Below are 25,826 nucleotides of genomic sequence, written 5' to 3'. Positions count from 1 at the left end.
TCGCGACTGCGCGAGCGCCTTTTCGACACCGCGACCGCAAGCAAAAAAAAGCGCCTCCGCGAGGGAGGCGCTGGTTCGGCATCGGCGCGGGCGCGACGGGTTCAGCCGTTGCCGTCGAGCCCGTCGAGCAACCGCCGGCCACCGCCGAGCAGGCGCGGGCCGTTGCCGGCCATGGCGTCGACGCCGGCGTCGGCGGTCTGCCGCGCCCACGGCGCGCGCTGGCGCGGGCCGGGCACGTACACGTCCCATTGCCCGTAAGCCTTGTCCTGGTGACCGGGCAGCACGAACGTGACCGGCACGCGCACCAGCCAGGAGTCGTTGCCCGCCTCCTCGCCCTGGCTCGGCGGCACGATGCTCCAGCGCCGCACCGCGGCCAGGGTGGCCTCGGCGAAGGACTTGCGGAACCACTCCATCTGCGCCTGGGTGCCGACCCGGTACAGATTGACCTGCTCGACGAAGGACTCCCGGACCTTGCCGTCGCGGCCGAACCGCGCGACCACGTACACCGTGGCCGGCACGCCCTGCATCGCCGCGCGGGTCGGGTAGGTCGGCGGCGGCGTGGAATGGTCGAACGGCGGCTCGGGCTCGCCGAAGCTCGCGCTGACGATGCGCATGATGTACGTGTCGTCGGTCTGCGCCTGCGGATCGCGGCGTACCGCCACGCGCAGCGTCATCGCGACGTCGGCCGACGGCGCGGGTTCGGCCAGCGCCTCGAAGCGCCAACGCGGCACCGCGCCGCCGATCAGCTTCGCCACGTCCGCGGGCACCTGCGCTTCGCGGTCGACGCTCACGCCCTCGACCCGGCCATCGGCGGCGATGCGCACCGTACCGGTCACCACCATGCTCATCTCGGCCTGCTTGCGCACCTCGGCGCGCCCCTGCGCCATGGCCGGCGCCGGCGCCGCCAGCGCGGCGATCAGCACGAGCGCCGCCCATCCTTTCATTGCCTTCATTTGCCGCATGATTCCCTTGCTCGACGAAAACGAAAAACGACGCTGCAACAACGACGATTGAAAATCGTCGAGCCGGCAACCATAGCAAACCGGTTGCGTCATCCATCGCCCCAGCGGGCCGTTGTCGGCGATGCAGCGTCCCATCCCTCTCCCCCATCCGACGCCAGCAGGCGCCATAATCCCAGCCGGAGGTGCCTATGCACGGTGGCGGTCTCGAACTTGCGTTGTTGTTCCTGCTGGCCGCGGTCATCGCCGTGCCGGTGTTCCGCAAGTTCGGACTGGGCGCGGTGCTGGGCTATCTGGCCGCGGGCGTGGTGCTCGGGCCGTACGGCGTCAAGGTCATCGCCGACGCCGAGCCGGTGTTGGCCGCGTCGGAAATCGGCGTGGTGATGATGTTGTTCGTGATCGGCCTGGAACTGTCGCCCTCGCGCCTGCGGGTGATGCGCAAGCCGGTGTTCGGCGCCGGCGGCCTGCAGGTGATCCTCAGCGGCATCGCCCTGGGCGCGCTGGCGATGTTCGGCGGCGGCCTGGGCTGGAAGGCCGCGACCGTGGTCGGCCTCGGCCTGGCCCTGTCTTCGACCGCGGTGTGCTTGCAGTTGTTGTCCGAACGCAAGGGCCTGACCGCCGACTACGGCAAGCTCGCGTTCGCGATCCTGCTGTTCCAGGACCTCGCCGCGATCCCGCTGCTGGCGGCGATCCCGCTGCTCGGCAAGGCCGCGGGCGTGGAAGGCCTGAACTGGATTTCGGTGGCCAAGGCGGTCGGCGCGATCGCCGCGGTGGTGTTCGGCGGCCGGGTGCTGCTGCGCCAGGTGTTCCGGGTGGTCGCGCGCACGCAGATGCCGGAAGTGTTCACCGGCGCGGCGCTGCTGACCGTGCTCGGCTCGGCCTGGATCCTGCAGACCGCGGGCCTGTCGGCCGGCCTGGGCGCGTTCCTGGCCGGCGTGCTGCTGGCCGATTCGGAATTCCGCCACGAGTTGGAATCGCAGATCGAGCCGTTCAAGGGCCTGCTGCTCGGCCTGTTCTTCATGGCCGTGGGCATGAGCATCGACCTGCAGCGGGTGATGAACGAGCCGCTGACCATCGGCGCGATCGTAGTGACCCTGCTGGCGGTGAAGTTCGCCCTGCTGTTCGCGGTCGGCGTCAGCGCCGGCGGCCTGGACAAGCGCGGCGCGTTCCAGCTGTCGACGGTGATGGCGCTCGGCGGCGAGTTCGCGTTCGTGGTGTTCAACGAAGCGTTCAAGGCCAAGCTGCTCGACGATCCGACCCGCGACCGCCTGATCGCCGCGGTCGGCGTGTCGATGGCGCTGACGCCGTTGCTGATGATCGCCGCGCAGCGCGTGCTCGACGCCAAGCCCGCGCCCAAGCCCAAGCGGCCGTACGACGAGATCACCGACGATCATCACCCGCAGGTGCTGCTGGCCGGCATGGGACGCTTCGGCCAGATCGTCGCGCGCCTGCTGGTGGCGCAGCGCACGCCGTTCATCGCGATCGAGAACAGCGCCGAGCAGGTCGACTTCATGCGCCGCTTCGGCAACATGATCTATTACGGCGACCCGGCCCGGCCGGAACTGCTGCGTTCGGCCGGCGCGGCGCAGGTGAAGGTGTTCGTGATCGCCATCGACGACCGCGACGCCTGCATCCGCACCGTGCGCACGATCCGCCGGCTGTACCCGAAGGCCAAGGTGTTCGCCCGCGCGCGCGACCGCCGCCACGCCTGGGACTTGATGGACCTCAGCGCCGAACCGATGCGCGAGACCTTCCACTCCAGCCTCAAGCTCGGCGAAGAGGTGCTGGTCGAACTCGGCGTCGAGCCGGCGACCGCGCGCAACCACGTCGAACGCTTCCGCGAACTCGACGAACGCATGCTCAACGCCCAGTACCTGGTCCACGACGACGAAGACGCGCTGCTGCAGAGCGCGCGCGACGCGCGCAAGGAACTGGAAGAACTGTTCGACGCCGACCGCGGCGAAGGCTTGCTGGCGGGGATGGTGGACAAGCAGGCGACGACGGTGCCGAGCGACAGCGCCACGCGGCATTGAAGCCGGTTCGCGGAACAACGGGGCCGCAATCGCGGCCGCCGCTTCGCTTCCGACTGTAGGAGCGACGCAAGTCGCGACCGCGGGGCTTCAAGCTCGCGCCGCAAGCGCGGTGGCGCGGTCGCGGCTCGCGCCGCTCCTACAGGCAGCGGCTGCAGTTTCGTTTCCGGCTGTAGGCGCTGCGCACGCTGCGACCGCGGGGGTTCAAGCCCGTGTCGCAAGCGCCGCGCGGCGGCTCAGTTTCCCGGCCCGCCGCGCAGGAACCGCGCCATCGATACGCCGCCGTTGTTGCCGTTGCCCGCGGTCGCCGGGGCGAATTCGGCGGCGATGTCGACGAAGCCGCGCATCACCGCGATTTCGCGCGGGGTGCGGTTGAGGGCGTCGCGCAGGTCCGGGTTGGCGCCGTGGCGCAGCAGGCGCTGGACCACCCGCAGCAGGCCGTGCAGCGCGGCCAGGTGCAGCGGACCGAAGCCGCGGGGGTCCTGCACGTCGAGCGAGGCCTCGTGGTCGAGCAGCAGCTCCAGGCCGGCGATCAGCACGTCTTCGTCGGCGGCGGTGCCCGGTTCGGCGCGCGCGCCCAGCAACAGCAGCAGCGGGGTGGCGCCGGCGGCGGACTGGTCGGCGTCGACGCCGGCCAGCAGCAGGGTGTCGAACAGGGCCACCAGGCGGCTGCGTTCGCGCGCGGTGAAGCCGTACATCGCCGCGCAGTGCAGGGCCATGCGACCTTGCGCGTCGCGCGCCTGGACGTCGGCTCCGGCGGCGAGCAGGCGCGCGGCCAGGTCGGTCAGGCCCAGCGCGCAGGCCACCATCAGCACGGTCAGGTCGCCCGGCAGGCGTTGCTCCAGCGAGGCGCCGGCGGCGACCAGGCGGTCGACGATCTCGGCGTGGCGCATGCTCACCGCCGCCGACAGCGGGGTGGCGCCGGAGTTGGCCGCGCGGCCCGGATCGGCGCCGCGCGCCAGCAGCAGGTCGACCACGGCGCGATGGCCGCCGCCGGCCGCGCGCAGCAGCGCGGTGCAGCCCTGGCTGTCGGGCGCGTCGACCGACAGGCCGAGGTCGAGCAGGCGCCGCACCGCGTCGGCGTCGCCGACGATGGCCGCGGCGGGCACGTCGCCGGCGCGCAGCGGACGCTTGGGCAGCGGCCAGCCGCGCCAGTCCAGCCAGTCGGCGAGGTCGCGCCGGCCCGAGGCCAGCGCCACGCCGAGCGGGGTCTGGCCGTCGGCGGCGAGCAGATCCGGGGCGGCGCCGTGGGCGACCAGCCGCTTGAGCATGTTCTCGCGGCCCAGCGCCGCGGCCAGGTGCAGCGCGCTCATGCCGTGGCTGTCGCGCGCGTTGAGGTCGACGCCGGCGGCGAGCAGGCGCTCGAGCAGGCGCGCCCAGCCCAGCCGCACCGCGATCGCCAGCGGCGGGTCGCCGGCCGGGGTGCGCGCGAACGCGTCGGCGCCGCGTTCGATCAGGTCCAGGGCGAACTGCTCCAGCCCGCGCGCGGCCTGTTCGCCGGCCGAGCAGGTGGCCAGGAACCGGCCCAGGCCGCCGCGGCCGGCCGGCGACACGCCGCGGCGCAGCAGCGCATGCAGCGCCGGCAGCGAGCCGGGCGCGCGGTCGAGCAGGGCGAACAACACGGTGTCGCCGGCGGCGTTGCGCACGTTGGCGTCGGCGCCCTGCCCCAGCAGCCAGTCGATGCGCTCGGCGGTCGGCGCCTGGCCGTCCTCTTCGTGCAGCTGCGCGCCCAGCTCGGCCGGGCTCAGCAGTTTGGCCAGGCCGGTCAATTCGCTGGAGCGGCCCTCACGCAGGCCGTCGCGCAGCAGCGCGGCGGGCATGCGGTCGACGATCACCCGTTCGCCGTCGGGCGCGTCCGCGTCGCCTTCGCCGCTGACCGCGGCCGGCAGCGGATAGGCGCGGTCGAGCGCGGCCACCAGCGACCAGCGCCCGGCCTCGGCGGCGCGGTCGACCGCGCGCTTGCCGTGGCGGTCGCGCAGTTCGGCGTCCAGACCCAGTTCAAGCAGGCGCAGCACCAGCGGCGGCGAGGCGGTCTCGGCCTGGCAGGCCAGGATCAGCGCGCTGGCGCCGTCGGCGTCGAGCGCCTTGGCGTGTTCGGCGCCGCCCTGCGGCAGGTGTTCGAGCAGTTTCTCCAGCACCGCCGGGCGGCCGCCGCGCGCGGCTTCCAGCACCGGCGTGCGTTGCTGGCTGTCGATCGCGGCCGCGTCGGCGCCGGCGGCGAGCAGGGTCGCGACGATGTCCTGGTGGCCGGCGAAGGCGGCGGTGTGCAGGGCGCTGCGGCGCTGGCCGTCGCGCGCGTCGATCCGCGCCTTGTGCTTGAGCAGCAGCTGCACCCCGGCCGGATCGTCTTCGTCGCCGCCGGCCGCGGCCAGCAGCGCCGGCGAGCCGCCGGGGTGCTCGGTCTTGGCGCCGCGCTCGAGCAGGAACTTGGCCAGCCGCCAGTTGCCGCTGGCGCAGGCCACGCCGAGCGGGCTGAGGCCGTCGTGGTTCAGCGTCTCCAGCTCGGCCTGGGCGTCGCGCAGCAGCGCGGCCACGCCCGGGTCGGAACTGCGCGCGGCGTGGTGCAGCGCGGTGTTGCCTTCGTGGTCGGCCAGGCGCGGGTCGGCGCCGTTGGCGAGCAGGGTCATGACCGCGTCGGGACGGCCGTGCCAGCTGTCGCGGGTGGCGGCCAGCAGCGGGGTCATGCCGGCGTGGGCGGCGTTGAGGTCGACACCGCGACCGATCAGCGCGCGCAGCAGGCGCAGGTCGGGCAGCACCGCGGCCAGCACCGGCAGGCTGCGGCGGTCGCGTCCGTCCTCGCCCGGCGGCGCCGCGTTGACGTCGGCGCCCAGTTCGATCAGCTCCAGCGCGCGCTCGACCTTGCCGGCGCGCGCGGCGACGTACAGCGCCTGCGCCAGTTCGGCGTCGCCGAGTTCGTTGGGGTCGCCGTCGAGGCGTTCGTCGTGGCCGTGGACGGTGTCGAGTTCGGGATCGAACTCGGCCCCGGGCAGCGCGTCGGCCGGGCGGATCGCCTGCAGCAACACGTGCAGCGCCGGCGAGGCCAGGGCGAAGGCGACCGCCAGGGTCCAGCGCGCGCCGCCGCCGAGCAGGCCCGGCCAGGCCAGCAACAGGACCAGCGCGACGAGGCCGGCGACGATGCCGGCCACGCCCAGGCCGCGCCAGGCGCCCAGGTCGAGGTCGGGCAGACGCGCCCATTGCGGCGGCAGCGCGGCGCCGTCGCGCTCGCTGCCCTGCCACAGCGGCCACAGCCGCCACAGCCCCAGCAGCAGCAGGCCGGCGACCACGCTCAGGCCCAGCGCGGCCAGCAACGAGCCGGTCTGCAGCAGCGAACTCAGCGGCCATGCCGCCAGCGCCGCGGTCGCAGCGGTGGCACCGCCCCACAGCGCGGCCAGGTTCAGCAGTTCGGGCTTCCAGTCGGGCGCCTGCGCCGAGGCGTCGCCGCGCTGGCGCCACAGCCGCGCCGCCAGCGCGAACGCCGGCTGCGCCAGGGCGCCGCCGAGCAGCGCCACGACCGCCCCCGCCGGCGTGCCGCCGAAGCCGGTCGCCAACGCCAGCGCCAGGCCGGCGGCCAGGGCGATGGCGAAGCCCTTCGACAGGGCGCGCGAGGTGGGAGCGTCAGGCATCGGGTTGCGCAGCCTCCGCGACGGGCGCGCCGGGCACCGGCGGGAACTGGATGTGGAAGCCGCGCGCGACGAGGTTCTCGCGCACCGTCGCCGCGTCGGCGCGGGCCAGTTTGCGCTCGGGCGACAGCTCGACTTCGAGCACGAATTGCAGCGAACCCAGTTGCTGGAGAACGGGTTCGGGCAGGCGCGCGAAATCGTCGCGCGCGCTCAGGAATACGTAGGTGTCTGGCTTGCGCAGACTTTTGTACACGTAGGCTTGCATGGGCCGGGCGATGCAGCCGGGGGAGACTGCTTTTTATGCATCGAAGATGCGACGCACAGCATACCCGCCCGTTCGGGCCGCGCGTACTTCCGCGTTCAGCGCGGGGCGCGTCCGCGGGTGGTAGGCCGGCGCGGACCGCGATCCGCGCCGCCCGGCGCCGTTTCGCCGGCCCCGGGCGAGGGTCCGGCCGCCGCCGTCAGTGGTAGCCGGCGTCGGCCGCGACCTTGCCGCGGAACACCCGGTAGGACCAGTAGGTGTAGCCCAGGATCGCCGGCAGCAGGATAACCATGCCGCCGAGCACGAACATCTGCGAGGAGCGCGCCGCGGCCGCCTCCCACAGGGTCAGCCCCGGCACGATGTTCGGCCAGATCCCCAGCACCAGGCCGACGAAGCCGAGCACGAAGAACCCCAGCGAGTACACGAACGGATCGCCGTCGCGGCCCTCGCGCCGCACCGAGCGCCACAGCGCCCAGGCGTTGGCGATCACCAGCAGCGGCACCGGGAACAGCCAGTAGAAATTCCCGCCCTCGAACCAGCGCGCCATGATCCGCGAGTCCAGGAACGGCAGCCAGGCGCTGACCAGGCCGATGAACACCGCCACCACCAGCGCCAGCGGCCGCGCCAGGGTGCGGGCGATGTACTGCAGCCGGCCCTCGGTCTTGAGCACCAGCCAGGTCGATCCGAGCAGGGCGTAGCCGAACACCACCGCCGCGCCGGTCAGCATCGAGAACGGGCTGAACCAGTCGAACATGCCGCCGACGTACTTGCCTTCCTGCATCGGCATGCCCTCGACGATCGCGCCGAGGATCACCCCCTGGGCGAACGCGCAGAACAGCGAGCCCAGCGAGAACGCCGCGCCCCACGCCGCCTTGGCGCGCCGGGCCTTGAACCGGAACTCGAAGGCCACCCCGCGGAACACCAGCGCGATCAGCATCAGCAGCACCGGCAGGTACAGCGCCGACAGCACCAGCGAATACGCCTTCGGGAACGCGGTCAGCAGGCCGACGCCGCCGAGCACCAGCCAGGTCTCGTTGCCGTCCCAGATCGGCGCGGCGGTGTTCATCATGTGGTCGAGCTGGTCCTCGTCCTCGGCGAACGGCGCCAGGATGCCCAGGCCGAGCACGAAGCCGTCCAGCAGCACGTACATCAATACGCCGAAGCCGATCACGCCGAACCAGATCACCGGCAGCCAATAGTCCATCGTCGCTCTCCGTCTCTCGCGTCCGCGGCGCTCAGGCGCCGCTCTGGCCCGGCGCGCTCACGCGCCGGCCTCGGTGGATTCGTCCGGCACCGACAGCGGCCGCGCCGGCGTCTTGTCGCCGTGCATGCGCTGCGGCGGCGGCTCGTGCGGATGCGGGCCCTTGCGGATCAGCTTGACCAGGTAGCGGAAGCCGGCGCCGAACACGGTGAAATAGACCACTGCGAACACGATCAGCGAGGTCATCACGCTCGCCGCCTCGACCGGGCTGACCGCGTCGGCGGTGCGCAGCAGGCCGTAGATCACGTACGGCTGGCGGCCGATCTCGACCACGTACCAGCCGGCCAGGATCGCGGCGAAGCCGCTCATGATCATCACCCGCCAGCCCCACAGCACCGCGCGCGACTCGTACAACCGCCGGCGCCACAGCAGCCACAGCGAACACGCCACCAGCGCCAGCATCGCCATGCCCAGGCCGACCATCACCCGGAACGCGTAGAACACCGGCTTCACCGGCGGCCGCTCGCTGGCCGGCACCGACTTCAGCGGCTGGATGTCGCCGTCCAGGGTATGCGTGAGGATCAGGCTGCCGAGCTTGGGCACGGCGATTTCCAGGTCGTTGCGCTCGGCCTTCTCGTTGGGCACCGCGAACAGGATCAGCGGCACGCCCTCGCCGGGCGGGTTGGACTCCCAGTGCGCCTCCATCGCCGCGACCTTGATCGGCTGGTGCTCGCGCGCGTTGAGCCCGTGCAGGTCGCCGACGAACACCTGGGCCGGCACCGTGATCGCGGCGAACACCACCGCCGCCTTGAGCATGCGCTTGCCGGCTTCGACGTGGATGCCGCGCAACAGGTACGACGCGCCGGTGCCGCCGATCACGAAGCAGGTGGTGATGAACGCCGCCAGCACCATGTGCGCCAGGCGGTACGGGAACGAGGGATTGAACACGATCGCCCACCAGTCGTCGGGAACGAACACGCCGTCGACGATGCGGTGGCCGGTCGGCGTCTGCATCCAGCTGTTGGCCGAGATGATCCAGAACGTCGAGATCAGCGTGCCCAGCGCGACCATGCACGTCGCCAGGAAATGCATGCGTTCGCTGACCCGGCCCCAGCCGAACAGCATCACCCCGAGGAAGGTCGCCTCCAGGAAGAACGCGGTCAGCACCTCGTACGACAGCAATGGCCCGAGGATGCTGCCGGCCTGCTCGCTGAGCACCGCCCAGTTGGTGCCGAACTGGAAGCTCATGACGATGCCGGAGACCACGCCCATGCCGAAAGACACGGCGAAGACCTTGGTCCAGAAGAAAAACAGGTCGCGCCACAGGGTGTCGCGGGTGCGCAGCCAGCGCCATTCGACGAACGCCAGCCAACTGGCCAGGCCGATGGTGAAGGCCGGGAACAGGATGTGGAAAGAAATGACGAAGCCGAACTGGATCCGCGACAGCAGCAGGGCGTCCACGCGATGTGCCTCCACGGCGCGGTGTGCGCCGTCGGGTTCATTTTTGCGCCGCAGCATGCGCCGCGCGCGCCGGGTTCGTGGGAGCACTTAAACCGCAAAGGCGGTGAGCGCGGCGTGGTCGGGGCCTGAAACTGCGACATTCGGCGACTGGCGCCGAATACGCGGCGCGGCCGGTCAAGCGCTCGGCGGGGCGCGCGCGGCGGCGGACACGATTCGCGCGATGCGCCGGCGCGATTCGCGCGCGCGGCCGCTGCGACAAACGGCGGCATTGGGCAGCATTGGGCGACATCGGCGCCGGACGCGTGATCGCGCGGATCGGCGCGGACGGGCACGCGTCAGCGCGAACGTTCGTCTGCGGCGCTCCCGCTCCGAAGCGCAGCGTCGCGCCCGCCCTTGTGGGAGGGCCTTCAGGCCCGACGCTTTCCGATCCGGGATACGAATCGAGCGGAGACAAAAGCGTCGGGCCTGAAGGCCCTCCCACAACGGCCCGCGAATCCGCATCGGCATCGCCACCCAATCCTGGATGGCCGCCCCTGCAAGGCCGCCGACCGCGGCGGCCCCGGTCGCCCCCAGTTCTCCGCCCTGCTTGCGCCCGCCGCGAAACCGCCGATCGCGCAAACCCGACGCCGGCGCATCGCCCGCCGGCTCCGCCTGTGGACCCGGATCGCCTCGAATCGTCCGGAATCGCCCCGAACCCGCCCGAATCCGCACCGCCGCCATGACCAACGACCGGCCCGCCGCGCCGCCGCCGGCTGCTACCCTGCCCCGTCTTTGTCCCAAGAGCCCGTTCGATGCGCCTCGCCTACGCCCGACTCGCCGCCCTGCCGCTGGCCCTGCTCGCCAGCGCCGCCTTCGCCCAAAGCGGCGCCGCCGCGCCGCTGACCCTGGCCGACACCATGGCCGACCCGGACTGGATCGGCCCGCCGGTCGAACGCGCCTGGTGGTCCTGGGACGGCCAGCGCGTGCAATACCAGCTCAAGCGCGACGGCGCGACCATCCGCGACACCTGGCAGGCCGGCGCCGCCGGCGGCGCGCCGCAACGCCTCGACGGCGCCGCGCGCAACGACCTCGACGCGGTCAATCCGGTCTACGACGCGCAGCGCGCGCGCATGGCCTTCATCCGCAACGGCGACGTGTTCGTGCGCGACCTGCGCTCCGGCGCGCTGACCCAGGTCACCCGCAGCAACGAGGCCGAAGCGCGCCCGCAGTTCTCGCGCGACGGCAACCTGGTGTTCCGCGCCGAGAATCAGTGGTTCCAGTGGCGCGCGGGCCAGGGCGTGAGCCAGGCCGCGCAGGTGCTGGCGCAGAACGACCCGGCCAAGGCGCCCAAGGCCGATGCGCTGCGCGACTACCAGCTGTCCACCATCGACACCCTGCGCAACGACCGCGCCCAGCGCGAAGCCTCGCGCGAGCAGGACGAAGCCTGGCGCAAGAGCGACCCCAGCCGCGCGCCGCGCGCGGTCTACCTCGGCAGCGACGTCGAGATCGTCGACACCGCGCTGTCGCCCGACGGCCGCTACCTGCTCGCGGTCACCCAGGACAAGAAGGGCGAGCCCGGCGCCAGCGGCAAGATGCCCAAGTACGTGACCGAATCGGGCTACGAGGAATTCGAGGAAGTGCGCACCCGCGTCGGCCGCAACGAGCCGCTGCCGCAGAAGCTGTGGCTGGTCGACGTGGCCGCGGGCAAGGCCAGCGAACTCAAGTTCGACAAGCTGCCGGGCATCGGCGAAGACCCGCTCGCGGCGATGCGCAAGGCGGCCAAGAAGGACCCGCTCAAGGGCGACCGCCCGGTGCGCATCGAGACCGACGGCGACGGCCGCAGCGCCGCGGTGCGCTGGAGCGACGACGGCCGCCACGCCGGCGTGCTGATCCGCGCCACCGACAACAAGGACCGCTGGATCGCCTCGGTCGACCTCGCCCGCGCCGCGCTCGAAACCCGCCACCGCCTCAACGACAAGGCCTGGATCGGCTGGGACTACAACGACTTCGGCTGGCTGCCCGACGGCGGCCTGTGGCTGCTGTCGGAACAAAGCGGCTACTCGCACCTGTACGTCAGCGACGGCGGCGCGCCCAAGCCGATCACCTCGGGCAAGTGGGAAGTCTCCGACCCGCAGCTCGGCGCCGACGGCAAGACCTTCTTCTTCCTGTGCAACCGCAAGTGGCCGGGCGACTACGAAGTCTGCGCGGCCGACCGCAACGGCGGCGGCGTGCGCGAAGTGACCGCGCTCGACGGCGTGGAGAGCTTCGCGCTCTCGCCCGACGGCCGCAAAGTGCTGGTGCGCTACTCCGAAAGCTATCTGCCGCCGCAGTTGGCGGTGGTCGATGCCAGCGGAGAGAACACTGTCAAGCTCACCGACACCCGCAAGGACGGCTTCAAGCAGCGCGAGTGGATCCAGCCCGAATACGTGCAGGTCCCGTCCAAGCACGGCGCCGGCACGGTCTGGGGCAAGTTCTACGGGCCGAAGAACTACGAGCCCGGCAAGAAGTACCCGATCGTGATGTTCGTGCACGGCGCCGGCTTCCTGCAGAACGTCAGCGAGCGCTACCCGAACTACTTCCGCGAGCAGATGTTCCACAACCTGCTGGTGCAGCAGGGCTACGTCGTGCTCGACCTCGACTACCGCGCCTCGCAAGGCTACGGCCGCGACTGGCGCACCGCGATCTACCGCCAGATGGGCCACCCGGAACTCGAGGATTACCTGGACGGCCTGGACTGGTTGGTCGCCAACAAACAGGGCGACGGCGACCGCGCCGGCATCTACGGCGGCTCCTACGGCGGCTTCATGACCTTCATGGCGCTGTACCGCGCGCCGGGCAAGTTCAAGGCCGGCGCCGCGCTGCGCCCGGTCTCGGACTGGTCGCAGTACAACCACGAATACACGTCCAACATCCTCAACACCCCCGAACTCGATCCCGAGGCGTACAAGAAGTCCTCGCCGATCGAGTACGCGTCCGGGCTCAAGGACAACCTGCTGATCGCCCACGGCATGATCGACGACAACGTGTTCTTCAAGGACTCGGTGATGATGACCCAGAAGCTCATCGAACTGCGCAAGGACAAGTGGGAGATCGCCCCGTACCCGCTGGAACGCCACGGCTTCGTCCATGCCGACGCGTGGTACGACGAATACCGGCGCATCTACGAGTTGTTCGAGCGCACCTTGAAGAAGTAACGTCCGCCCTCGAATCCCTGCAGGAGCGACGCGGGCCGCGACCGCGAAACAACGCTTGCGACGCGAGCTCGAAACCCCGCGGTCGCGACTCGCGTCGCTCCTACACCCAGAAGCGAAACCACGGCCGCTCCCTGTAGGAGCGGCGCAAGCCGCGACCGCGATACCGCACTTGCGACGCGAGCCCGAAGCCCCGCGGTCGCGACTCGCGTCGCTCCTACACCCGGAATCGAAACCACGGCCGCTCCCTGTAGGAGCGGCGCAAGCCGCGACCGCGCCACCGCGCTTACCGCGCAAGCCGCCCCTGGCAGGCCACCACCGCCTTCAGCCGAACCGGCTTGACCCAGGTCAATCCGATCCGCGCCGCGCATCGCTAGAATGCGCGCCATGAACGACTTCGACCGCGTCCGCGACTATCTCTCCGGCCTGCAGGACCGCATCTGCGCCGCCATCGAAACCGCCGACGGCGGCGCCCGCTTCGTCGAGGACCAGTGGCAGCGCGCCGAGGGCGGCGGCGGCCGCACCCGCATCCTGCGCGGCGGCAACGTGTTCGAGCAGGCCGGCATCGGCTTCTCCGACGTGTCCGGCAGCAAGCTGCCGCCGTCGGCGAGCGCGGCGCGGCCGGAACTGGCCGGCGCGTCCTGGCGCGCGGTCGGGGTGTCGCTGGTGTTCCACCCGCACAACCCCTACCTGCCGACCACCCACGCCAACGTGCGCCACTTCCGCGCCATGCGCGACGGCGAAACCGTGGCCTGGTGGTTCGGCGGCGGATTCGACCTGACCCCGTTCTATCCCTTCGCCGAAGACGTGCAGCACTGGCACCGCACCGCACGCGACCTGTGCGCGCCGTTCGGCGGCGAGGAGCGCTACCAGGCGCACAAGCGCTGGTGCGACGAGTATTTCTTCCTCAAGCACCGCAACGAGACCCGCGGCGTCGGCGGCCTGTTCTTCGACGACCTGCACGGCGACTTCGAACGCGACTTCGGCTACATGCGCGCGGTCGGCGACGGCTTCCTCGACGCCTACCTGCCGCTGGTGGACCGCCGCCGCGACACGCCCTACGGCGAACGCGAACGCCAGTTCCAGCTGTACCGGCGCGGCCGCTACGTCGAGTTCAACCTGGTGTTCGACCGCGGCACCCTGTTCGGCCTGCAGTCCGGCGGACGCACCGAGTCGATCCTGATGAGCCTGCCGCCGCTGGTGCGCTGGGAATACGGCTTCCAGCCGGAGGCCGACAGCGACGAGGCGAAGCTGGCGCAGTTCCTGGCGCCGCGCGACTGGTTGGGCGAGGCCGGCTGAGGCGCAGCGGCGGCGGCTTCCCGCAGGAGCGGCGCGAGCCGCGACCGCGGGGCGGCCGGTTGCGTCGCAAGCGCGATCTCGCGGTCGCGGCCCGCGCCGCTGCTACCGCGGCCCCGGGCGGTTTCACGCGCCAATCTGTCATTTCTAATTTTTTCCAAAGCAACACGCGAAACCCATCGCATTTGCCGCGTGAGCGCTTTCGTTTAATCGCTTTGTTATCTGCGACTGCGAATATACCCAGGCGGCCGCGGCGGAATCGTCGTCCGGGCAAAACAAAAGCCGCTGCGCGGACGCAGCGGCTTTCGGCCGGAAAATAAAAAGCCCCGCGGGCAGGGGGGGCCGGCGGGGCTGGTGGAGCGAGACCTGGGGAGGGGTCGTTCGCTCCGGGGGATCACTCCAGGGGAGGGAGAGATCGGCGACAGACGTTGCATCTGTCGCGACCTATATGACCATCCGGCACATGGATAGTTCGTGAAGATGGGAGTTAATAAATTGTTGGATTCAGGACCGATTCATTAAACCAAGCCCAGCAAAATCAAGGGCTTCCAGATAATCAATGCGCTTCGTCCCAATTAATACCCACCCCGCTGTCGACGACGAGCGGCACGCGCAGCGTGGCGGCGCCCGCCATCCGGCGTGAGGCCTGCGCCAACAGTTCCTCGACGAAGCTGTCTTCGACCTCGAACACCAGTTCGTCGTGCACCTGCAGGATCATCAGCGCGCGCTCGCGGTGTTCGGCCAGCCAACCGTCGATGTCGATCATCGCCCGCTTGATGATGTCGGCCGCGGTGCCCTGCATCGGCGCGTTGATCGCCGCGCGCTCGGCGCCGGCGCGCAGGCCCTGGTTGGAGGCCTTGATGTTGTCCAGGTACAGGCGGCGGCCGAACACGGTCTCGACATAGCCCTTGTCGCGCGCGTCCTGGCGGGTGCGCTCCATGAAGTCGCGCACGCCCGGATAGCGGCTGAAGTACAGGGCGATGTAGTCCTGCGCTTCGCCGCGGCCGATGCCGAGCTGGCGCGCCAGCCCGAACGCGCTCATGCCGTACATCAGGCCGAAGTTGATCGCCTTGGCGGCGCGACGCTCGTTGCCGCTGACCTCGTCGAGCGACTTCTTGCCGAACACTTCCGCGGCGGTGGCGCGGTGCACGTCGGCGCCGGACTCGAACGCGCGCACCAGGCCTTCGTCCTGCGACAGGTGGGCCATGATCCGCAGCTCGATCTGCGAGTAGTCGCAGGCCACCAGCTTGCGCCCGGGCGGCGCGACGAACGCGCGGCGGATGCGGCGGCCGTCGTCGGTGCGGATCGGGATGTTCTGCAGGTTCGGATCGCTCGACGCCAGCCGCCCGGTGGCCGCTCCGGCCTGGTGGTAGCTGGTGTGCACGCGGCCGGTATGCGGGTTGACCATCTCCGGCAGCTTGTCGGTGTAGGTGCTGCGCAGCTTGGCCAGGCCGCGGTAGTCGAGGATCACCCGCGGCAGTTCGTGCTGGTCGGCGATCGCCTCCAGCGCTTCCTCGTTCGTGCTGGGCTGGCCGGTCGGCGTCTTCACCAGCACCGGCAGCTTGAGTTCGTCGAACAGCAGCGCCTGCAGCTGCTTGGGCGAATCCAGGTTGAAGGTGCGCCCGGCCAGTTCGGTGGCCTTGAGCTGCGCGTCGAGCATGCGCTTGCCGAGCTCCTGCGACTGCTTGCGCAGCTCGTCGCCGTCGATCATCACGCCGTTGGCCTCGACCCGCGCCAGCACCGGCACCAGCGGCATCTCGATCTCGCGGTAGACCTTCTCCAGCGCCGGCTCGGCCGCCAGCCGCGCGCCGAGCACGCGGTGCAGGCGCAAGGTCACGTCGGCGTCTTCGGCGGCGTATTTGGTCGCATCGTCGATGGCGACCTGCGAGAACGAAATCTGCTTGGCGCCCTTGCCGGCGACGTCGCTGTACTTGATCGTGTCGTAGCCCAGGTAGCGCTTGGCCAGCGAATCCATGTCGTGGCGGCTGGCGGTGGCGTTGTAGACGAAGCTCTCGAGCATGGTGTCGTCGACGTAGCCGGCGATCTCGACCCCGCAGCGGCGCAGCACGTGCAGGTCGTACTTGCCGTGCTGGCCGAGCTTGCGCCGGGCCGGGTCGGCGAACACCGGGCGCAGCGCCGCCAGCACCGCCTCGCGGTCGAGCTGGGCCGGCGCGCCGGGGTAATCGTGGCCGAGCGGGACATAGACCGCGCGCCCGGTTTCGCTGGCGAAGCTCAGGCCGACCAGGTTGGCCTGCATCGGGTCGAGCGAATCGGTTTCGCTGTCGAAGGCGAATTCTTCGACCGCCTGCAGCGAGGCCACCAGCGCGTCGAGCTGCGGCTGGGTCGTCACCGCCTCGTAGTCGCCCTTGGCCGCCAGCTCCGGGGCGGGCGCTTCGGCCGCGCCGCCGCTGCGGGCGTGGCCGGCCGCGGTGGCGCGCAGGCCGGCGCGGTCGCTGGCGATGTCGTTGGCGGTGGACGCGCCTTCCAGCTCGCGCAGCGCCTGCTTGAAGCCGTAACGCGCGTACAGGCCGCGCAGCGCGTCGGCGTCGCGCTCGCGCAGCGCCAGTTCGGCCGGGCCGCGTTCGAGTTCGACGTCGGTCTTGATCGTCGCCAGCTGGCGGTTCAACGGCAACCGCGGCAGCGCCGCGCGCAGGTTGTCGCCGATCTTGCCCTTGATCGCCGAAGCATGTTCGATCACCCCGTCGAGCGTGCCGTACTCGCCCAGCCACTTGGCCGCGGTCTTGGGGCCGCACTTCTCCACGCCGGGGATGTTGTCGACGCTATCGCCCATCAGCGACAGCAGGTCGATCACCTGATCGGCGCGCACGCCGAACTTGGCGATCACCGCCTCGTCCGAATCCATGCGGCTGCCGCTCATGGTGTTGACCAGGACGATGCCGGCCTGGTCCGGTGCGCCCGCGCGCACCAACTGGGCGAAGTCCTTGTCGCCGGTGGAAATGGTGACGTCGATGTTCTCGGCGTTGGCGCGCCGGGCCAGGGTGCCGATCACATCGTCCGCCTCGACGCCGTCGATGCGCAGGATCGGGATGCCCAGCGCCTCGACGATCTCGCACATCGGCAGCACCTGCGCGCGCAGGTCGTCGGGCATCGGCGGGCGGTTGGCCTTGTAGTTCGGGTCGAGATCGTCGCGGAAGGTCTTGCCGGGCGCGTCGACCACGAAGGCCACGTAGTCCGGCCGTTCGTTCAAGGTCGCGCGCAGCATGTTGACCACGCCGAACAGCGCGCCGGTGGGCTCGCCGGCGTCGTTGCTCAGCGGCGGCAGCGCGTGGAAGGCGCGGTAGAGGTAGCTGGAACCATCGATCAGGACGAGTCGTTTCATGGCGGGGATTCTACGCCCTGGCGTCTCGCCGGCGAGGACGCGGGCACGGGCGCGGACGCGGGCACGGATGCGCACGCTTAACGGCCGCGCGGCGTATCCTGTGGCCCTGCACCCCGGAGAACCGCCATGCGCGCCCCCCACGCCCCCCGAGCCGCCTTCGCCGCCGCGCTGCTGGCGCTGGTCCTGGCCGGTTGCGCCAGCACCGGCGGCGCCGCCAACGCCGCCGACCCCACCGCCGGACTCAGCAACGCCGAAGTGCGCACGCGCACGGTCGAGAACGGCGACACCATCGAGGAATACCGCGTCGCCGGCCAACTGCGCGTGGTCAAGGTGGTGCCCGCGCGCGGCCCGACCTATTACCTGGTCGACGAGAACGGCGACGGCCGGCTCGACGCGAGCAAGGGCGAAGGCACGGTGTCGCCGGTGTACTTCAAGTTGTTCAGCTGGTGAGGCGGGTGGAGCGAGAAGCGAGCGCGGAGAAGTGAGGAGTGAGCGAAGGCCGCTTTCGCTCACTCCTCACTCCTCTCCGCTCGCTCCTGCCCCCATGACCACGATCCGCACCCTCACCGGCGACACCGACCTGCGCGCGGTCTGGCCGCTGGTTGCGCAACTGCGCCCCGAGTTCGACGAAGACCGCTTCGTCGCCCAGATGCACCGCCAGATCGCCCAGGGTTGCCGCGCCACGGTGGTCTTCGACGACGACGGCGCGCCGCGTGCGTTCGCTTGCTGGCGGGTCATGGAGATGCTCGCGGTCGGGCTGCACGTGTACGTGGACGACCTGATCGTCGACCAGTCCGTGCGCAGCCGCGGCTACGGCAAGACGATGCTGGATTGGCTCAAGGCCGAGGCCAAGCGCCTGGGCTGCGCGCGGCTGCAGCTGGATTCGGGCACGCAGCGGCAGGACGCGCACGCGTTCTATCTGCGCGAGCGGCTGCGGATCGAGGCGTTCCACTTCGGGGTCAAGCTGGATTGAGGTTGGCGAGCCGGGCGATGCCGAAGGCTGTGGATCCCGGCGTTCGCGCGGATGACGGCTTGGCAGATTCGCGGCAAAGCCAGCGGCGACGACCCCACCTGTCGTCGTGCCCGCGAACGTGGGCATCCAGCGCTTCATCGATGCATGACGCTGAAGTCTCCGGATTCCCGCATTCGCGCGGATGACGGGTTGAGCGGACGCGACGAGACCCACCCGACGTCGTACCCGCGACGCCCGCAGCCCCGCACCGGTGGCGTCGCGTCGCGCTGCCGCGTCGTCGCCGTCGCGCCGCTTTGCCGATCGAGGCCGTCCGGCACGCGCGTTCTGGCGGCGGGCCTGCTAGGGTGGCCCGTGCCCACAGGGGGCGACTACAGCAGGGACGGAGTCGATGCCACGCATGCCCGGTTTGCGCGCTGTCTGCGTTCGCGGTTTGGTCCTGGCGTTGCTCGCGCTGCTCGCCGCCTGCGGCGAACCGGCGGCCAACGTCGCCCAGCCCAAGGCTTACGACCGCCTCGGCGTGCAGGTGCAGATTCCGGGCAACTGGAAGCTCGCCGACGATCAGCGCCTGGGCGGCGTGCACTACCTCACCGTGGAAAGCCCGGGCTCGGCGGTGTTCATCGCCATGGTCCAGTCCGACCGCAACCGCGAACTGGAAGAGTTCGCCCGCAGCTTCTCGGCCGAAGCCGACAAGCAGATGCCCGGCGCGCTGGAGCGGCAGAGCCGCTTCGATCTGTCGGCCTTCGCCGACGGCACCATCCGCGAGCACTACACGGTGAGCCTGGGCGGGGTGAAAGTCCCGCACCTGCGCGAGTACCACAAGATCACCGGCGCGCGCCGCAGCGCGTTCCTGGTCACCCAGAGCGCCGATGAAGACCTGGCCCAGGCCAAGCCCGGCTTCGACCTGATCCTGAAGTCGTTCAAGTTCAACGAGGCCACGGGCGGGTGAAGGCGGAGGAGTGAGCGGAGAGGAGTGAGGAGTGAGCGATAGCGCAGCAACCGCTTTTTCTCACTCCTCACTCCTCTGCGCTCACTCCTCGCTCCTCAGCCTTCGCAGCGCGCGCGCAGGCCCAGCGTCCGCGCGATGTCGCGCCAGTCGAACGCGCCCACCGCCTGATCGTCGTGCACGGCGTAGAACGCGCCGTCGGGGAAGCGCACCGAGCCGGTCTGCTGCAGCCACACGCCGTCGGTGTTGCCGACGCTGCGGCCGGCGAAGGCGCCCAGGTGGCGCAGGCTGGCGCGGTCGAACACGTGGAACGCGCTGCGGTCCTTGTACTGGTCGGTGGCGATCCAGTAGCCGCTGCCGTCGGCGCATTGCCACAGGGCGATGCCTTCGGCCTGGGCCTTGAACAGGCCCTGGCCGATGGTGCGGCCGCGGTAGCGCCCGTCGAGGCCGTATTCGCGCAACGCGGTGCCGGTGGCGAGGTCTTCCTCGGCGATCAGCAGGCGGTCGTGGGCGGGATCGCCCCACACCGATTCGGGGACGCGGATCGCGCCTTCGGCGCTGGTGTCGCCGAACGCGCCGAGGTGGCGCACCCGCGGCGCGCCGGCGCCGAGCGCGAGTTCGTAGCGCTGCAGGCGCCGGCCGAGTTGCTCCAGCGGCGGCGCGATCGCGTCGCCGTTGCCGTCCTCGCCGGCCATGTAGGCGTCGGTGACGATGGCTTCGAGCGTGCCCGGCGCGCGCTGCCGCACCCACAGGCCGTACGGCTGCTGGAGTTCGCCCTCGCCGAAGGTGGCCAGCGGGCGCAGCCGCGGCGTGCGCTTGTCGGCCACGCCCGGCTGCGCGCTGCGCGCCGGCGGCAGCGACAGCTGCAACACCTGCACGCGATGGTTGTCGCGCTCGACCACGAACGCCAGGTCGCCGAACACGGCGATGCCGTTGGGCCGGCGGAACTGGCCCGGCCCGGCGCCGGCGCGGCCGTACTGGCCGACGCGGTCGCCGTTGTCGCCGTCGTAGATCGCCAGGCCGTCGCCTTGCTTGGCCGTGGCCAACAACCACAGGCGGCCGTTGGGCGCGCGCCAGACCGCCGGCGAATCGATGTTGTCCTCGGGCGTGGACGCGGTCAGGAACGCTTCGGCGACCACGCGATGATCGATGCCGGACCGGGCCAGCAACGGGTCGCCGGCCTCGGCTGCGCGCCGGTCGGGTTCGTTGTCGCCGGGCCGCGCGTCCGCGGCGATCGCCGGCGCCGCACCGGCGGCGTCGCCCGCGGCCCGGGGCGTGGCGCAACTGACCAGCGCGGCCACGGCAACGGCCGCCGCGAGGCCGGCGGCGAGGACGGAAAATTTCGGCATGCGCGACACCCGGATGGCTTGGACGACGTAAACGATCCCCTGCCGCTGTTATAGAACCGTCACGTGCCGCTTTGATGACAAGCGCGGCGACGCGGCCGCAGCGGCGACGGCAGCGCCCGTTCGTCGCTTGCGCGCCGGCGCGGTCATCGTCCTGCCATCGCCCGGACTTACAACGCTCGCCAACTTTCGCCCGGCGAGCTTTCGATGCGCAGCATGCAGTCCATCCCGTTCCGTCGCCGCCACGCGCTGTGCGCCGCGCTGCTGGCCGCCTGCGGCGCGCCCGCCGTCGCCGCCGAAGTCGAGCCCGGCAACGAACGCCGCGCGACCGAACTCGACCGCGTCACCGTCACCGGCGACATCGCCTATCGCGACCGCAGCGACGCCACCGCGCCGACGCTGAGCTACGGCCTGGACTACTTCCAGCGCTTCGAGCCGCTGACCGTCGGCGACATGCTCAAGCGCGTGCCCAGCGTCGGCTTCGTCTCCGACGTGCTCGAATACGACGGCGCGCGCCTGCGCGGCCTGGACCCGGGCTACACCCAGATCCTGATCAACGGCAAGAAGGTGCCAGGCGCCGGCGGCGACCGTTCGTTCTACGTCGACCGCATCCCGGCCGAACTGGTCGAGCGCATCGAAATCGTGCGCAGTCCCAGCGCCAACCGCTCCGGCGACGCGGTCGCCGGAGCGCTCAACATCGTCCTGCGCGACGCCTACGAATTCGACGGCGGCTACCTGCGCGCCGGCGCCATGCATTTCGACGACGGCAAGACCAAGCCGGTGCTCGGCGCGGTCGGCAGCGGCGAATTCGCCGGCGGGCGCGTGCTCGGCGGCATCAACGTGCAGGGCCGGCACAACCCCAAGCGCAAGCGCAGCGACCGCTTCGAATCCTTGGGCGGCGACTTCGTCGACCGCGAAGACCAGAGCGACGTGCGCGACGGCACCGACACCTCCGGCAACCTGTCCTACGTGCGCGAGATCGGCAGCGGCCGGCTGAGCCTGGACGGTTTCTACGTGCGCACCGACCGCAGCGAAACCGAGCATTCGCGCGAGTACGACCATCCCTCCAGCCGTTCGCGCGACCGCCTGCTGTCGGTCAACGACCAGAAGGTCGACATCGACCAGAAGAATCTCGTGCTCGGCGCGTCCTACGCCTTCGACATGGCCGGCGGCCGCAGCGAGATCGACCTGGGCTACGCCCGCTTCGACGACGACCGCTTCGACACCGAGCAGGAAACCGGCTACGACAACGAAGATTCGCCGCCCTCGTTCGACGGCCTCGAAGGCACGCGCATCCTGACCGATGCGCGCGACCGCGAACTCAGCCTCAAGCTCGCGCACCAGCGCGAGTTCGGCGCGGCCAGGTTGGAGTTCGGCGTCGACGGGGCGGACAAGCGCCGCGACAGCTCGCTGCGCACCAGCGAGGTGAAAGCGAAGAAGGAAGGCCAGCCGCTGCCGCCGTACGCCGAGTTCGACCATCAGCGCAGCCGCATCCAGGAACGCCGCGCCGACCCGTACGCGATGCTGTCGGGCAAGCGCGACCGGCTGGATTGGGAAGCCGGCCTGCGCTACGAGACCACCCGCGCGCGGATCGACCTGCGCAGCGAAGAAGGCGCGCCGCTACAGCGCCAGGACAAGGACTACAGTCTGCTGCTGCCTTCGGCGCACCTGCGTTTCGACCTGACCGGACAGGACCGCATCAGCGCCTCGCTCGCGCGCACCCTGCGCCGCCCGGATTTCGACAAGCTGCTGCCGCTGACGCTGGAAGAGGAATACGGCGACAACGACTTCGTCGGCAATCCGCAGTTGCGGCCGGAAACCGCGTGGGGCCTGGACTTGGGCTACGAACGCCGGCTCGGCCAGCGCGGCGTGGTCGGCTTCAACCTGTTCTACCGCAAGGTGCGCGACCTGATCGAAGTGACCGGCACCGGCCGTCCCAGCGCCAAGGCGCTGGAGGACCACGAGGAAGCGGTCGAGGCGTTCCTCGACGAACACCCCGGCGCCGGCCCGGGCGCGCCGGGGTATCCGGCGTTGGATCCGGACAGCTTCGTGTTCACCGCCGCCAACGTCGGCGACGGGCGCGCATGGGGCGCGGAGTTCGACTTGTCGACGCCGCTGACCGCGCTGGGGCTGGAGCACACCGGCGTGTTCCTCAATTACTCCTGGCTCGACAGCGAAGTCGAGGACGGATTCGGCAAGCGCCGCTTCAACAACCAGCCGCGCTTCGTGCTCAACGTCGGCTTCATCCAGGATTTGCCCGAGTGGGGCGTGTCGTTCGGCGCCAGCTACCGGCGCCAGGGCGGCGCGTATTCGCGCGTGCTCGGCGAGGAAGTCTCGACCGACTACGGCGCCGACCTGGAGGCATTCGTGGAGAAGCGCTTCGGTTCGCGGATCGCGGTGCGGCTGACCGGCTCGAACCTGCTGGACGCGTCGAAGGACGAAGCGTTCCATAAGTTCGACACCTTCGGCGATCAGCTCGGGCGCGATTACGACGAGTACGAGCGCGAGAGCGAGAAGGCGGGGCCGGTGTACCAGTTGACGGTACGGTACGCGTTCTAGCGGTTATGGCTTCAGCGCCGGTGCGCTTGGCTCGGGCCGCTGGAGATCGGCTGCGTCGGATCGGAGAGCGTCGGGCCTGAAGGCCCTCCCACAAGAGCGTGAGCTCCCACATGCGGCGGACTGTTGTGGGAGGGGCTTCAGCCCCGATGCCGTTCGCTCAGGTCGCAGCGGACCAGCCTCATCGGATCGAAAAGCATCGGGCCTGAAGACCCTCCCACAAGAGCGGGGAACTCCCGCATGCGGCGCGCTGTTGTGGGAGGGGCTTCAGCCCCGACGCTGTTCGCTCAGATTGCCGGAGAGATCGGCTTCGTTGGATCGAAAAGCATCGGGCCTGAAGGCCCTCCCGCTGCAGGCCGAGGCCTTAGGTGCAGATGCAAGCCGAAGCCTCGGGTGCGAACCGAGGCTTCAGGCGGGCTGCAGGTTCGCGTACGCCAGCACCAGCCATTTGCTGCCGACGTCGTCGAAGTTGACCTGCACCCGCGCATGCGCACCGTCGCCTTCGTAGTCGGTCACGGTGCCGACGCCGAAGGTGCCGTGACGCACCTGGGCGCCGAGCTTGATCGGCGATTCGTCGATGCGCGCGTGGCCCATGTCGCGGCGCGGCGCGGCGCGGTACATCGGCCGCGAGACCTGCACCTTCGGCCGCACTTCGTTGAGCAGCGGCGCGGGAATCTCGCGCAGGAAACGCGAGGGCACGCCGTACATGTCCGCGCCGTGGATGCGCCGGGTCTCGGCGTAGCTCAGCACCAGCTTGTCGCGCGCGCGGGTGATGCCGACGTAGGCCAGCCGCCGCTCTTCTTCCAGGCGCCCGGATTCCTCGGTCGAACGACCGCTCGGGAACAAGCCCTCTTCCAGCCCGCCGAGGAACACCAGCGGGAACTCCAGGCCCTTGGCGCTGTGCAAAGTCATCAGCTGCACGCCGTCCTCGCCGGCCTGGGCCTGGCCCTCGCCGGCCTCCAGCGCGGCGTAGCTGAGGAACGCGATCAGCTCGGGCATTTCGGCGTTCTCGTCCTCGTCGCTGCGGGCGAAGCGCGAGGCCACCGAGACCAGTTCGTCGAGGTTGTCGGTACGCGAATCGAGCTGGCCGCGCGATTCGTTGGCGTAGTGCTCGCGCAGGCCCGAGCGCTGCAGCACGTGGTCGATCTTCTCCGGCAGCGGCATCTGCGCGACGTCGCTGTCCAGGGTGTCGATCATCAGCGCGAAGCCGGCCAGCGCGTTGCGCGCGCGCGCTGCCAGCACGCTCTCGCCGGCGACCCGGCGCGCGGCCTCCCACAGCGCCACCGCGTCGCCGCGAGCGCGCTTGCGCACCTCGTCGAGGGTGCGCTCGCCGATGCCGCGCGTGGGCGTGTTGACCGCGCGCTCGAACGCGGCGTCGTCGGCTCGGTTGGCGATCAGGCGCAGGTAGGCCAGGGTGTCCTTGATTTCGGCGCGTTCGAAGAAGCGCTGGCCGCCGTAGACGCGGTAAGGCACCTGTTCCGACAGCAGCGCCTCTTCGAACGCGCGCGACTGGGCGTTGCTGCGGTAGAGCACGGCCACATCGCCGTAGCTGCCGCCGTCGCGCACCCACTGGCGCATGCGCTCGACCACGAAGCGCGCCTCGTCCATCTCGTTGTAGGCCGCGTACAGGTCGATCGCCTCGCCGTGGCCGGTGTCGGTCCACAGCTTCTTGCCGAGGCGGTCGGGGTTGTGGGCGATGACCGCGTTGGCCGCGTCGAGGATGTTCGCGCTGGAGCGGTAGTTCTGCTCCAGGCGGATGGTCTGGGCGCCGGGGAAGTCGCGCAGGAAGCGCTGCACGTTCTCGACCTTGGCCCCGCGCCAGCCGTAGATGGCCTGATCGTCGTCGCCGACCACGAACACGTGGCCGGAATCGCCGGCAAGCACGCGCACGAAGGCGTACTGGATCGCGTTGGTGTCCTGGAACTCGTCGACCAAAATCTCGCGGAAGCGCGTCCGGTAATGCGCCAGCAGCGCGGCGTTGTCGCGCAGCAGCTCGTGCGCGCGCAGCAGCAGCTCGGCGAAATCGACCAGCCCGGCGCGCTCGCAGCGCTCCTGGTAGGCCTCGTAGCAGCGCAGCATCGCTTCCTGCCACTCGTCGCCGCCGGGCTGGATGTTGCGCGGGCGCCGGCCTTCGTCCTTCTGCGCGTTGATCCACCAGGCGATCTGGCGCGGCGGGAAGCGGGTGTCGTCGAGCTCCAGCGCCTGCACCACGCGCTTGACCAGGCGCAGCTGGTCGTCGCTGTCGAGCACCTGGAAGCCTTCGGGCAGCTTGGCCTCCTGCCAGTGCAGGCGCAGCAGGCGGTGGGCCAGGCCGTGGAAGGTGCCGATCCACATGCCGCGCGCGCCGCGCGCCAGCTGCGCGTCGACGCGCGCGCGCATCTCTCCGGCGGCTTTGTTCGTAAAGGTCACCGCGAGGATGCCGTGGGTCGGCACCCCGATCACCTCGTTGAGCCAGGCGATGCGGTGGGTCAGCACGCGGGTCTTGCCGCTGCCGGCGCCGGCGAGGACCAGATAATGCCCCGGCGGCGCCGAAACGGCTTCGCGCTGGGCCGGGTTGAGAGCGTCGAGCAGATGCGATACGTCCATGCGGCTATTGTAGCGGTCCGGGCGCGGGAACCCTCCCGCGCGGCGAGGTGGCGATGCGCTGGCGTGCGCGGATGAACGTGTCG

17 protein-coding genes and 2 pseudogenes are annotated in these 25,826 nt (G+C 70.6%); 9 read left to right on the top strand and 10 right to left on the bottom strand.

Annotation, left to right across the window (positions count from 1 at the left end; translation table 11 throughout):
• Window positions 1-101: 101 nt before the first annotated feature.
• Window positions 102-944 (bottom strand): energy transducer TonB, encoded by an 843-nt coding sequence (locus tag JHW41_RS01845; RefSeq protein WP_250448822.1) that lies wholly within the window; start codon window positions 942-944, stop codon window positions 102-104.
• A gap of 206 nt (window positions 945-1,150) precedes the next feature.
• Between JHW41_RS01845 and JHW41_RS01840 the strand changes: the two genes are divergently transcribed.
• On the top strand, window positions 1,151-2,992 hold the full coding sequence (locus JHW41_RS01840) for a monovalent cation:proton antiporter-2 (CPA2) family protein (protein WP_250448821.1): 1,842 nt from the start codon (window positions 1,151-1,153) through the stop codon (window positions 2,990-2,992).
• A 233-nt stretch (window positions 2,993-3,225) separates the two neighbouring features.
• Here JHW41_RS01840 and JHW41_RS01835 read toward each other — a convergent pair whose 3' ends face one another.
• The 5 genes from JHW41_RS01835 to JHW41_RS26195 form a co-directional block, all read right to left on the bottom strand.
• Window positions 3,226-6,612 (bottom strand): ankyrin repeat domain-containing protein, encoded by a 3,387-nt coding sequence (locus tag JHW41_RS01835; RefSeq protein WP_250448820.1) that lies wholly within the window; start codon window positions 6,610-6,612, stop codon window positions 3,226-3,228.
• Complete coding sequence (locus JHW41_RS01830; RefSeq protein WP_057949425.1) at window positions 6,605-6,874, bottom strand: YcgL domain-containing protein; 270 nt, start codon at window positions 6,872-6,874, stop codon at window positions 6,605-6,607. Before JHW41_RS01830 ends, JHW41_RS01835 begins: the two co-directional genes overlap by 8 nt.
• Before the next feature lie 196 nt (window positions 6,875-7,070).
• The gene (gene cydB, locus JHW41_RS01825; RefSeq protein ID WP_057949426.1) at window positions 7,071-8,075 is read right to left on the bottom strand and encodes a cytochrome d ubiquinol oxidase subunit II; all 1,005 of its coding nucleotides are present in this window, start codon (window positions 8,073-8,075) and stop codon (window positions 7,071-7,073) included.
• 57 nt (window positions 8,076-8,132) lie between these two features.
• Window positions 8,133-9,533 (bottom strand): cytochrome ubiquinol oxidase subunit I, encoded by a 1,401-nt coding sequence (locus JHW41_RS01820; protein ID WP_078996399.1) that lies wholly within the window; start codon window positions 9,531-9,533, stop codon window positions 8,133-8,135.
• 37 nt (window positions 9,534-9,570) lie between these two features.
• On the bottom strand, window positions 9,571-10,014 hold the full coding sequence (locus JHW41_RS26195; protein ID WP_428995443.1) for a DUF6053 domain-containing protein: 444 nt from the start codon (window positions 10,012-10,014) through the stop codon (window positions 9,571-9,573).
• Between JHW41_RS26195 and JHW41_RS26190 the strand changes: the two genes are divergently transcribed.
• The 3 genes from JHW41_RS26190 to hemF all read left to right on the top strand — a co-directional run bounded on the left by JHW41_RS26190 (window position 9,929) and on the right by hemF (window position 14,002).
• Window positions 9,929-10,255: a DUF6053 domain-containing protein gene (locus JHW41_RS26190; RefSeq protein WP_428995442.1), complete on the top strand. Its 327-nt coding sequence runs from the start codon at window positions 9,929-9,931 to the stop codon at window positions 10,253-10,255. The two genes, JHW41_RS26195 and JHW41_RS26190, sit on opposite strands and share 86 nt — an antisense overlap.
• A 69-nt stretch (window positions 10,256-10,324) precedes the next feature.
• Complete coding sequence (locus tag JHW41_RS01815; protein WP_250448819.1) at window positions 10,325-12,706, top strand: S9 family peptidase; 2,382 nt, start codon at window positions 10,325-10,327, stop codon at window positions 12,704-12,706.
• A gap of 384 nt (window positions 12,707-13,090) precedes the next feature.
• The gene (hemF, locus tag JHW41_RS01810) at window positions 13,091-14,002 is read left to right on the top strand and encodes an oxygen-dependent coproporphyrinogen oxidase (protein WP_250448818.1); all 912 of its coding nucleotides are present in this window, start codon (window positions 13,091-13,093) and stop codon (window positions 14,000-14,002) included.
• A gap of 553 nt (window positions 14,003-14,555) precedes the next feature.
• Here the strand turns inward: hemF and polA are convergent.
• Window positions 14,556-17,339 carry a DNA polymerase I gene (gene polA / locus JHW41_RS01805; protein WP_250448817.1) on the bottom strand — a complete coding sequence of 928 codons (2,784 nt, stop codon included), beginning with the start codon at window positions 17,337-17,339 and terminating at the stop codon, window positions 14,556-14,558.
• A gap of 126 nt (window positions 17,340-17,465) precedes the next feature.
• Between polA and JHW41_RS01800 the strand changes: the two genes are divergently transcribed.
• From JHW41_RS01800 to JHW41_RS01790, 3 genes are all read left to right on the top strand, one after another.
• Window positions 17,466-17,789, top strand: coding sequence for a DUF2782 domain-containing protein (locus JHW41_RS01800; protein WP_250448816.1), 324 nt, complete (start codon window positions 17,466-17,468; stop codon window positions 17,787-17,789).
• 94 nt (window positions 17,790-17,883) lie between these two features.
• A complete protein-coding gene (locus JHW41_RS01795; RefSeq protein WP_250448815.1) occupies window positions 17,884-18,312 on the top strand; it encodes a GNAT family N-acetyltransferase in 429 nt (142 codons plus the stop codon).
• Window positions 18,313-18,709: 397 nt separating this feature from the next.
• The gene (locus JHW41_RS01790; RefSeq protein ID WP_250448814.1) at window positions 18,710-19,258 is read left to right on the top strand and encodes a hypothetical protein; all 549 of its coding nucleotides are present in this window, start codon (window positions 18,710-18,712) and stop codon (window positions 19,256-19,258) included.
• A gap of 95 nt (window positions 19,259-19,353) precedes the next feature.
• Here JHW41_RS01790 and JHW41_RS01785 read toward each other — a convergent pair whose 3' ends face one another.
• Window positions 19,354-20,604, bottom strand: coding sequence for a phytase (locus JHW41_RS01785; RefSeq protein ID WP_250448813.1), 1,251 nt, complete (start codon window positions 20,602-20,604; stop codon window positions 19,354-19,356).
• Between the two features lie 213 nt (window positions 20,605-20,817).
• On the opposite strand from JHW41_RS01785, the gene JHW41_RS01780 reads away from it, so the two are divergent.
• On the top strand, window positions 20,818-23,160 hold the full coding sequence (locus JHW41_RS01780) for a TonB-dependent receptor plug domain-containing protein (RefSeq protein WP_250448812.1): 2,343 nt from the start codon (window positions 20,818-20,820) through the stop codon (window positions 23,158-23,160).
• A 137-nt stretch (window positions 23,161-23,297) separates the two neighbouring features.
• On the opposite strand, the pseudogene JHW41_RS26185 reads toward JHW41_RS01780, so the two are convergent.
• Window positions 23,298-23,423: pseudogene (locus tag JHW41_RS26185) on the bottom strand (hypothetical protein); the annotation flags it as partial.
• Between JHW41_RS26185 and JHW41_RS26180 the strand changes: the two are divergent.
• A pseudogene (locus JHW41_RS26180) lies at window positions 23,398-23,469 on the top strand (hypothetical protein); the annotation flags it as partial. The pseudogenes JHW41_RS26185 and JHW41_RS26180 sit on opposite strands and share 26 nt — an antisense overlap.
• Before the next feature lie 96 nt (window positions 23,470-23,565).
• Here JHW41_RS26180 and uvrD read toward each other — a convergent pair.
• Window positions 23,566-25,743 (bottom strand): DNA helicase II, encoded by a 2,178-nt coding sequence (gene uvrD, locus JHW41_RS01775; RefSeq protein WP_250448811.1) that lies wholly within the window; start codon window positions 25,741-25,743, stop codon window positions 23,566-23,568.
• Window positions 25,744-25,826 lie beyond the last annotated feature (83 nt).

Source organism: Lysobacter enzymogenes (assembly GCF_023617245.1).
In the GTDB taxonomy this organism is placed as follows: domain Bacteria; phylum Pseudomonadota; class Gammaproteobacteria; order Xanthomonadales; family Xanthomonadaceae; genus Lysobacter; species Lysobacter yananisis.
This window is presented reverse-complemented; position numbering and strand designations above follow the sequence as displayed.

Coding starts and splice junctions, on each gene's coding strand:
- JHW41_RS01845 (WP_250448822.1), bottom strand. CDS start 944: ATGAAAGGATGGGCGGCGCTCGTGCTGATCGCCGCGCTGGCGGCGCCG.
- JHW41_RS01840 (WP_250448821.1), top strand. CDS start 1,151: ATGCACGGTGGCGGTCTCGAACTTGCGTTGTTGTTCCTGCTGGCCGCG.
- JHW41_RS01835 (WP_250448820.1), bottom strand. CDS start 6,612: ATGCCTGACGCTCCCACCTCGCGCGCCCTGTCGAAGGGCTTCGCCATC.
- JHW41_RS01830 (WP_057949425.1), bottom strand. CDS start 6,874: ATGCAAGCCTACGTGTACAAAAGTCTGCGCAAGCCAGACACCTACGTA.
- cydB (WP_057949426.1), bottom strand. CDS start 8,075: ATGGACTATTGGCTGCCGGTGATCTGGTTCGGCGTGATCGGCTTCGGC.
- JHW41_RS01815 (WP_250448819.1), top strand. CDS start 10,325: ATGCGCCTCGCCTACGCCCGACTCGCCGCCCTGCCGCTGGCCCTGCTC.
- hemF (WP_250448818.1), top strand. CDS start 13,091: ATGAACGACTTCGACCGCGTCCGCGACTATCTCTCCGGCCTGCAGGAC.
- polA (WP_250448817.1), bottom strand. CDS start 17,339: ATGAAACGACTCGTCCTGATCGATGGTTCCAGCTACCTCTACCGCGCC.
- JHW41_RS01800 (WP_250448816.1), top strand. CDS start 17,466: ATGCGCGCCCCCCACGCCCCCCGAGCCGCCTTCGCCGCCGCGCTGCTG.
- JHW41_RS01795 (WP_250448815.1), top strand. CDS start 17,884: ATGACCACGATCCGCACCCTCACCGGCGACACCGACCTGCGCGCGGTC.
- JHW41_RS01790 (WP_250448814.1), top strand. CDS start 18,710: ATGCCCGGTTTGCGCGCTGTCTGCGTTCGCGGTTTGGTCCTGGCGTTG.
- JHW41_RS01785 (WP_250448813.1), bottom strand. CDS start 20,604: ATGCCGAAATTTTCCGTCCTCGCCGCCGGCCTCGCGGCGGCCGTTGCC.
- JHW41_RS01780 (WP_250448812.1), top strand. CDS start 20,818: ATGCAGTCCATCCCGTTCCGTCGCCGCCACGCGCTGTGCGCCGCGCTG.
- uvrD (WP_250448811.1), bottom strand. CDS start 25,743: ATGGACGTATCGCATCTGCTCGACGCTCTCAACCCGGCCCAGCGCGAA.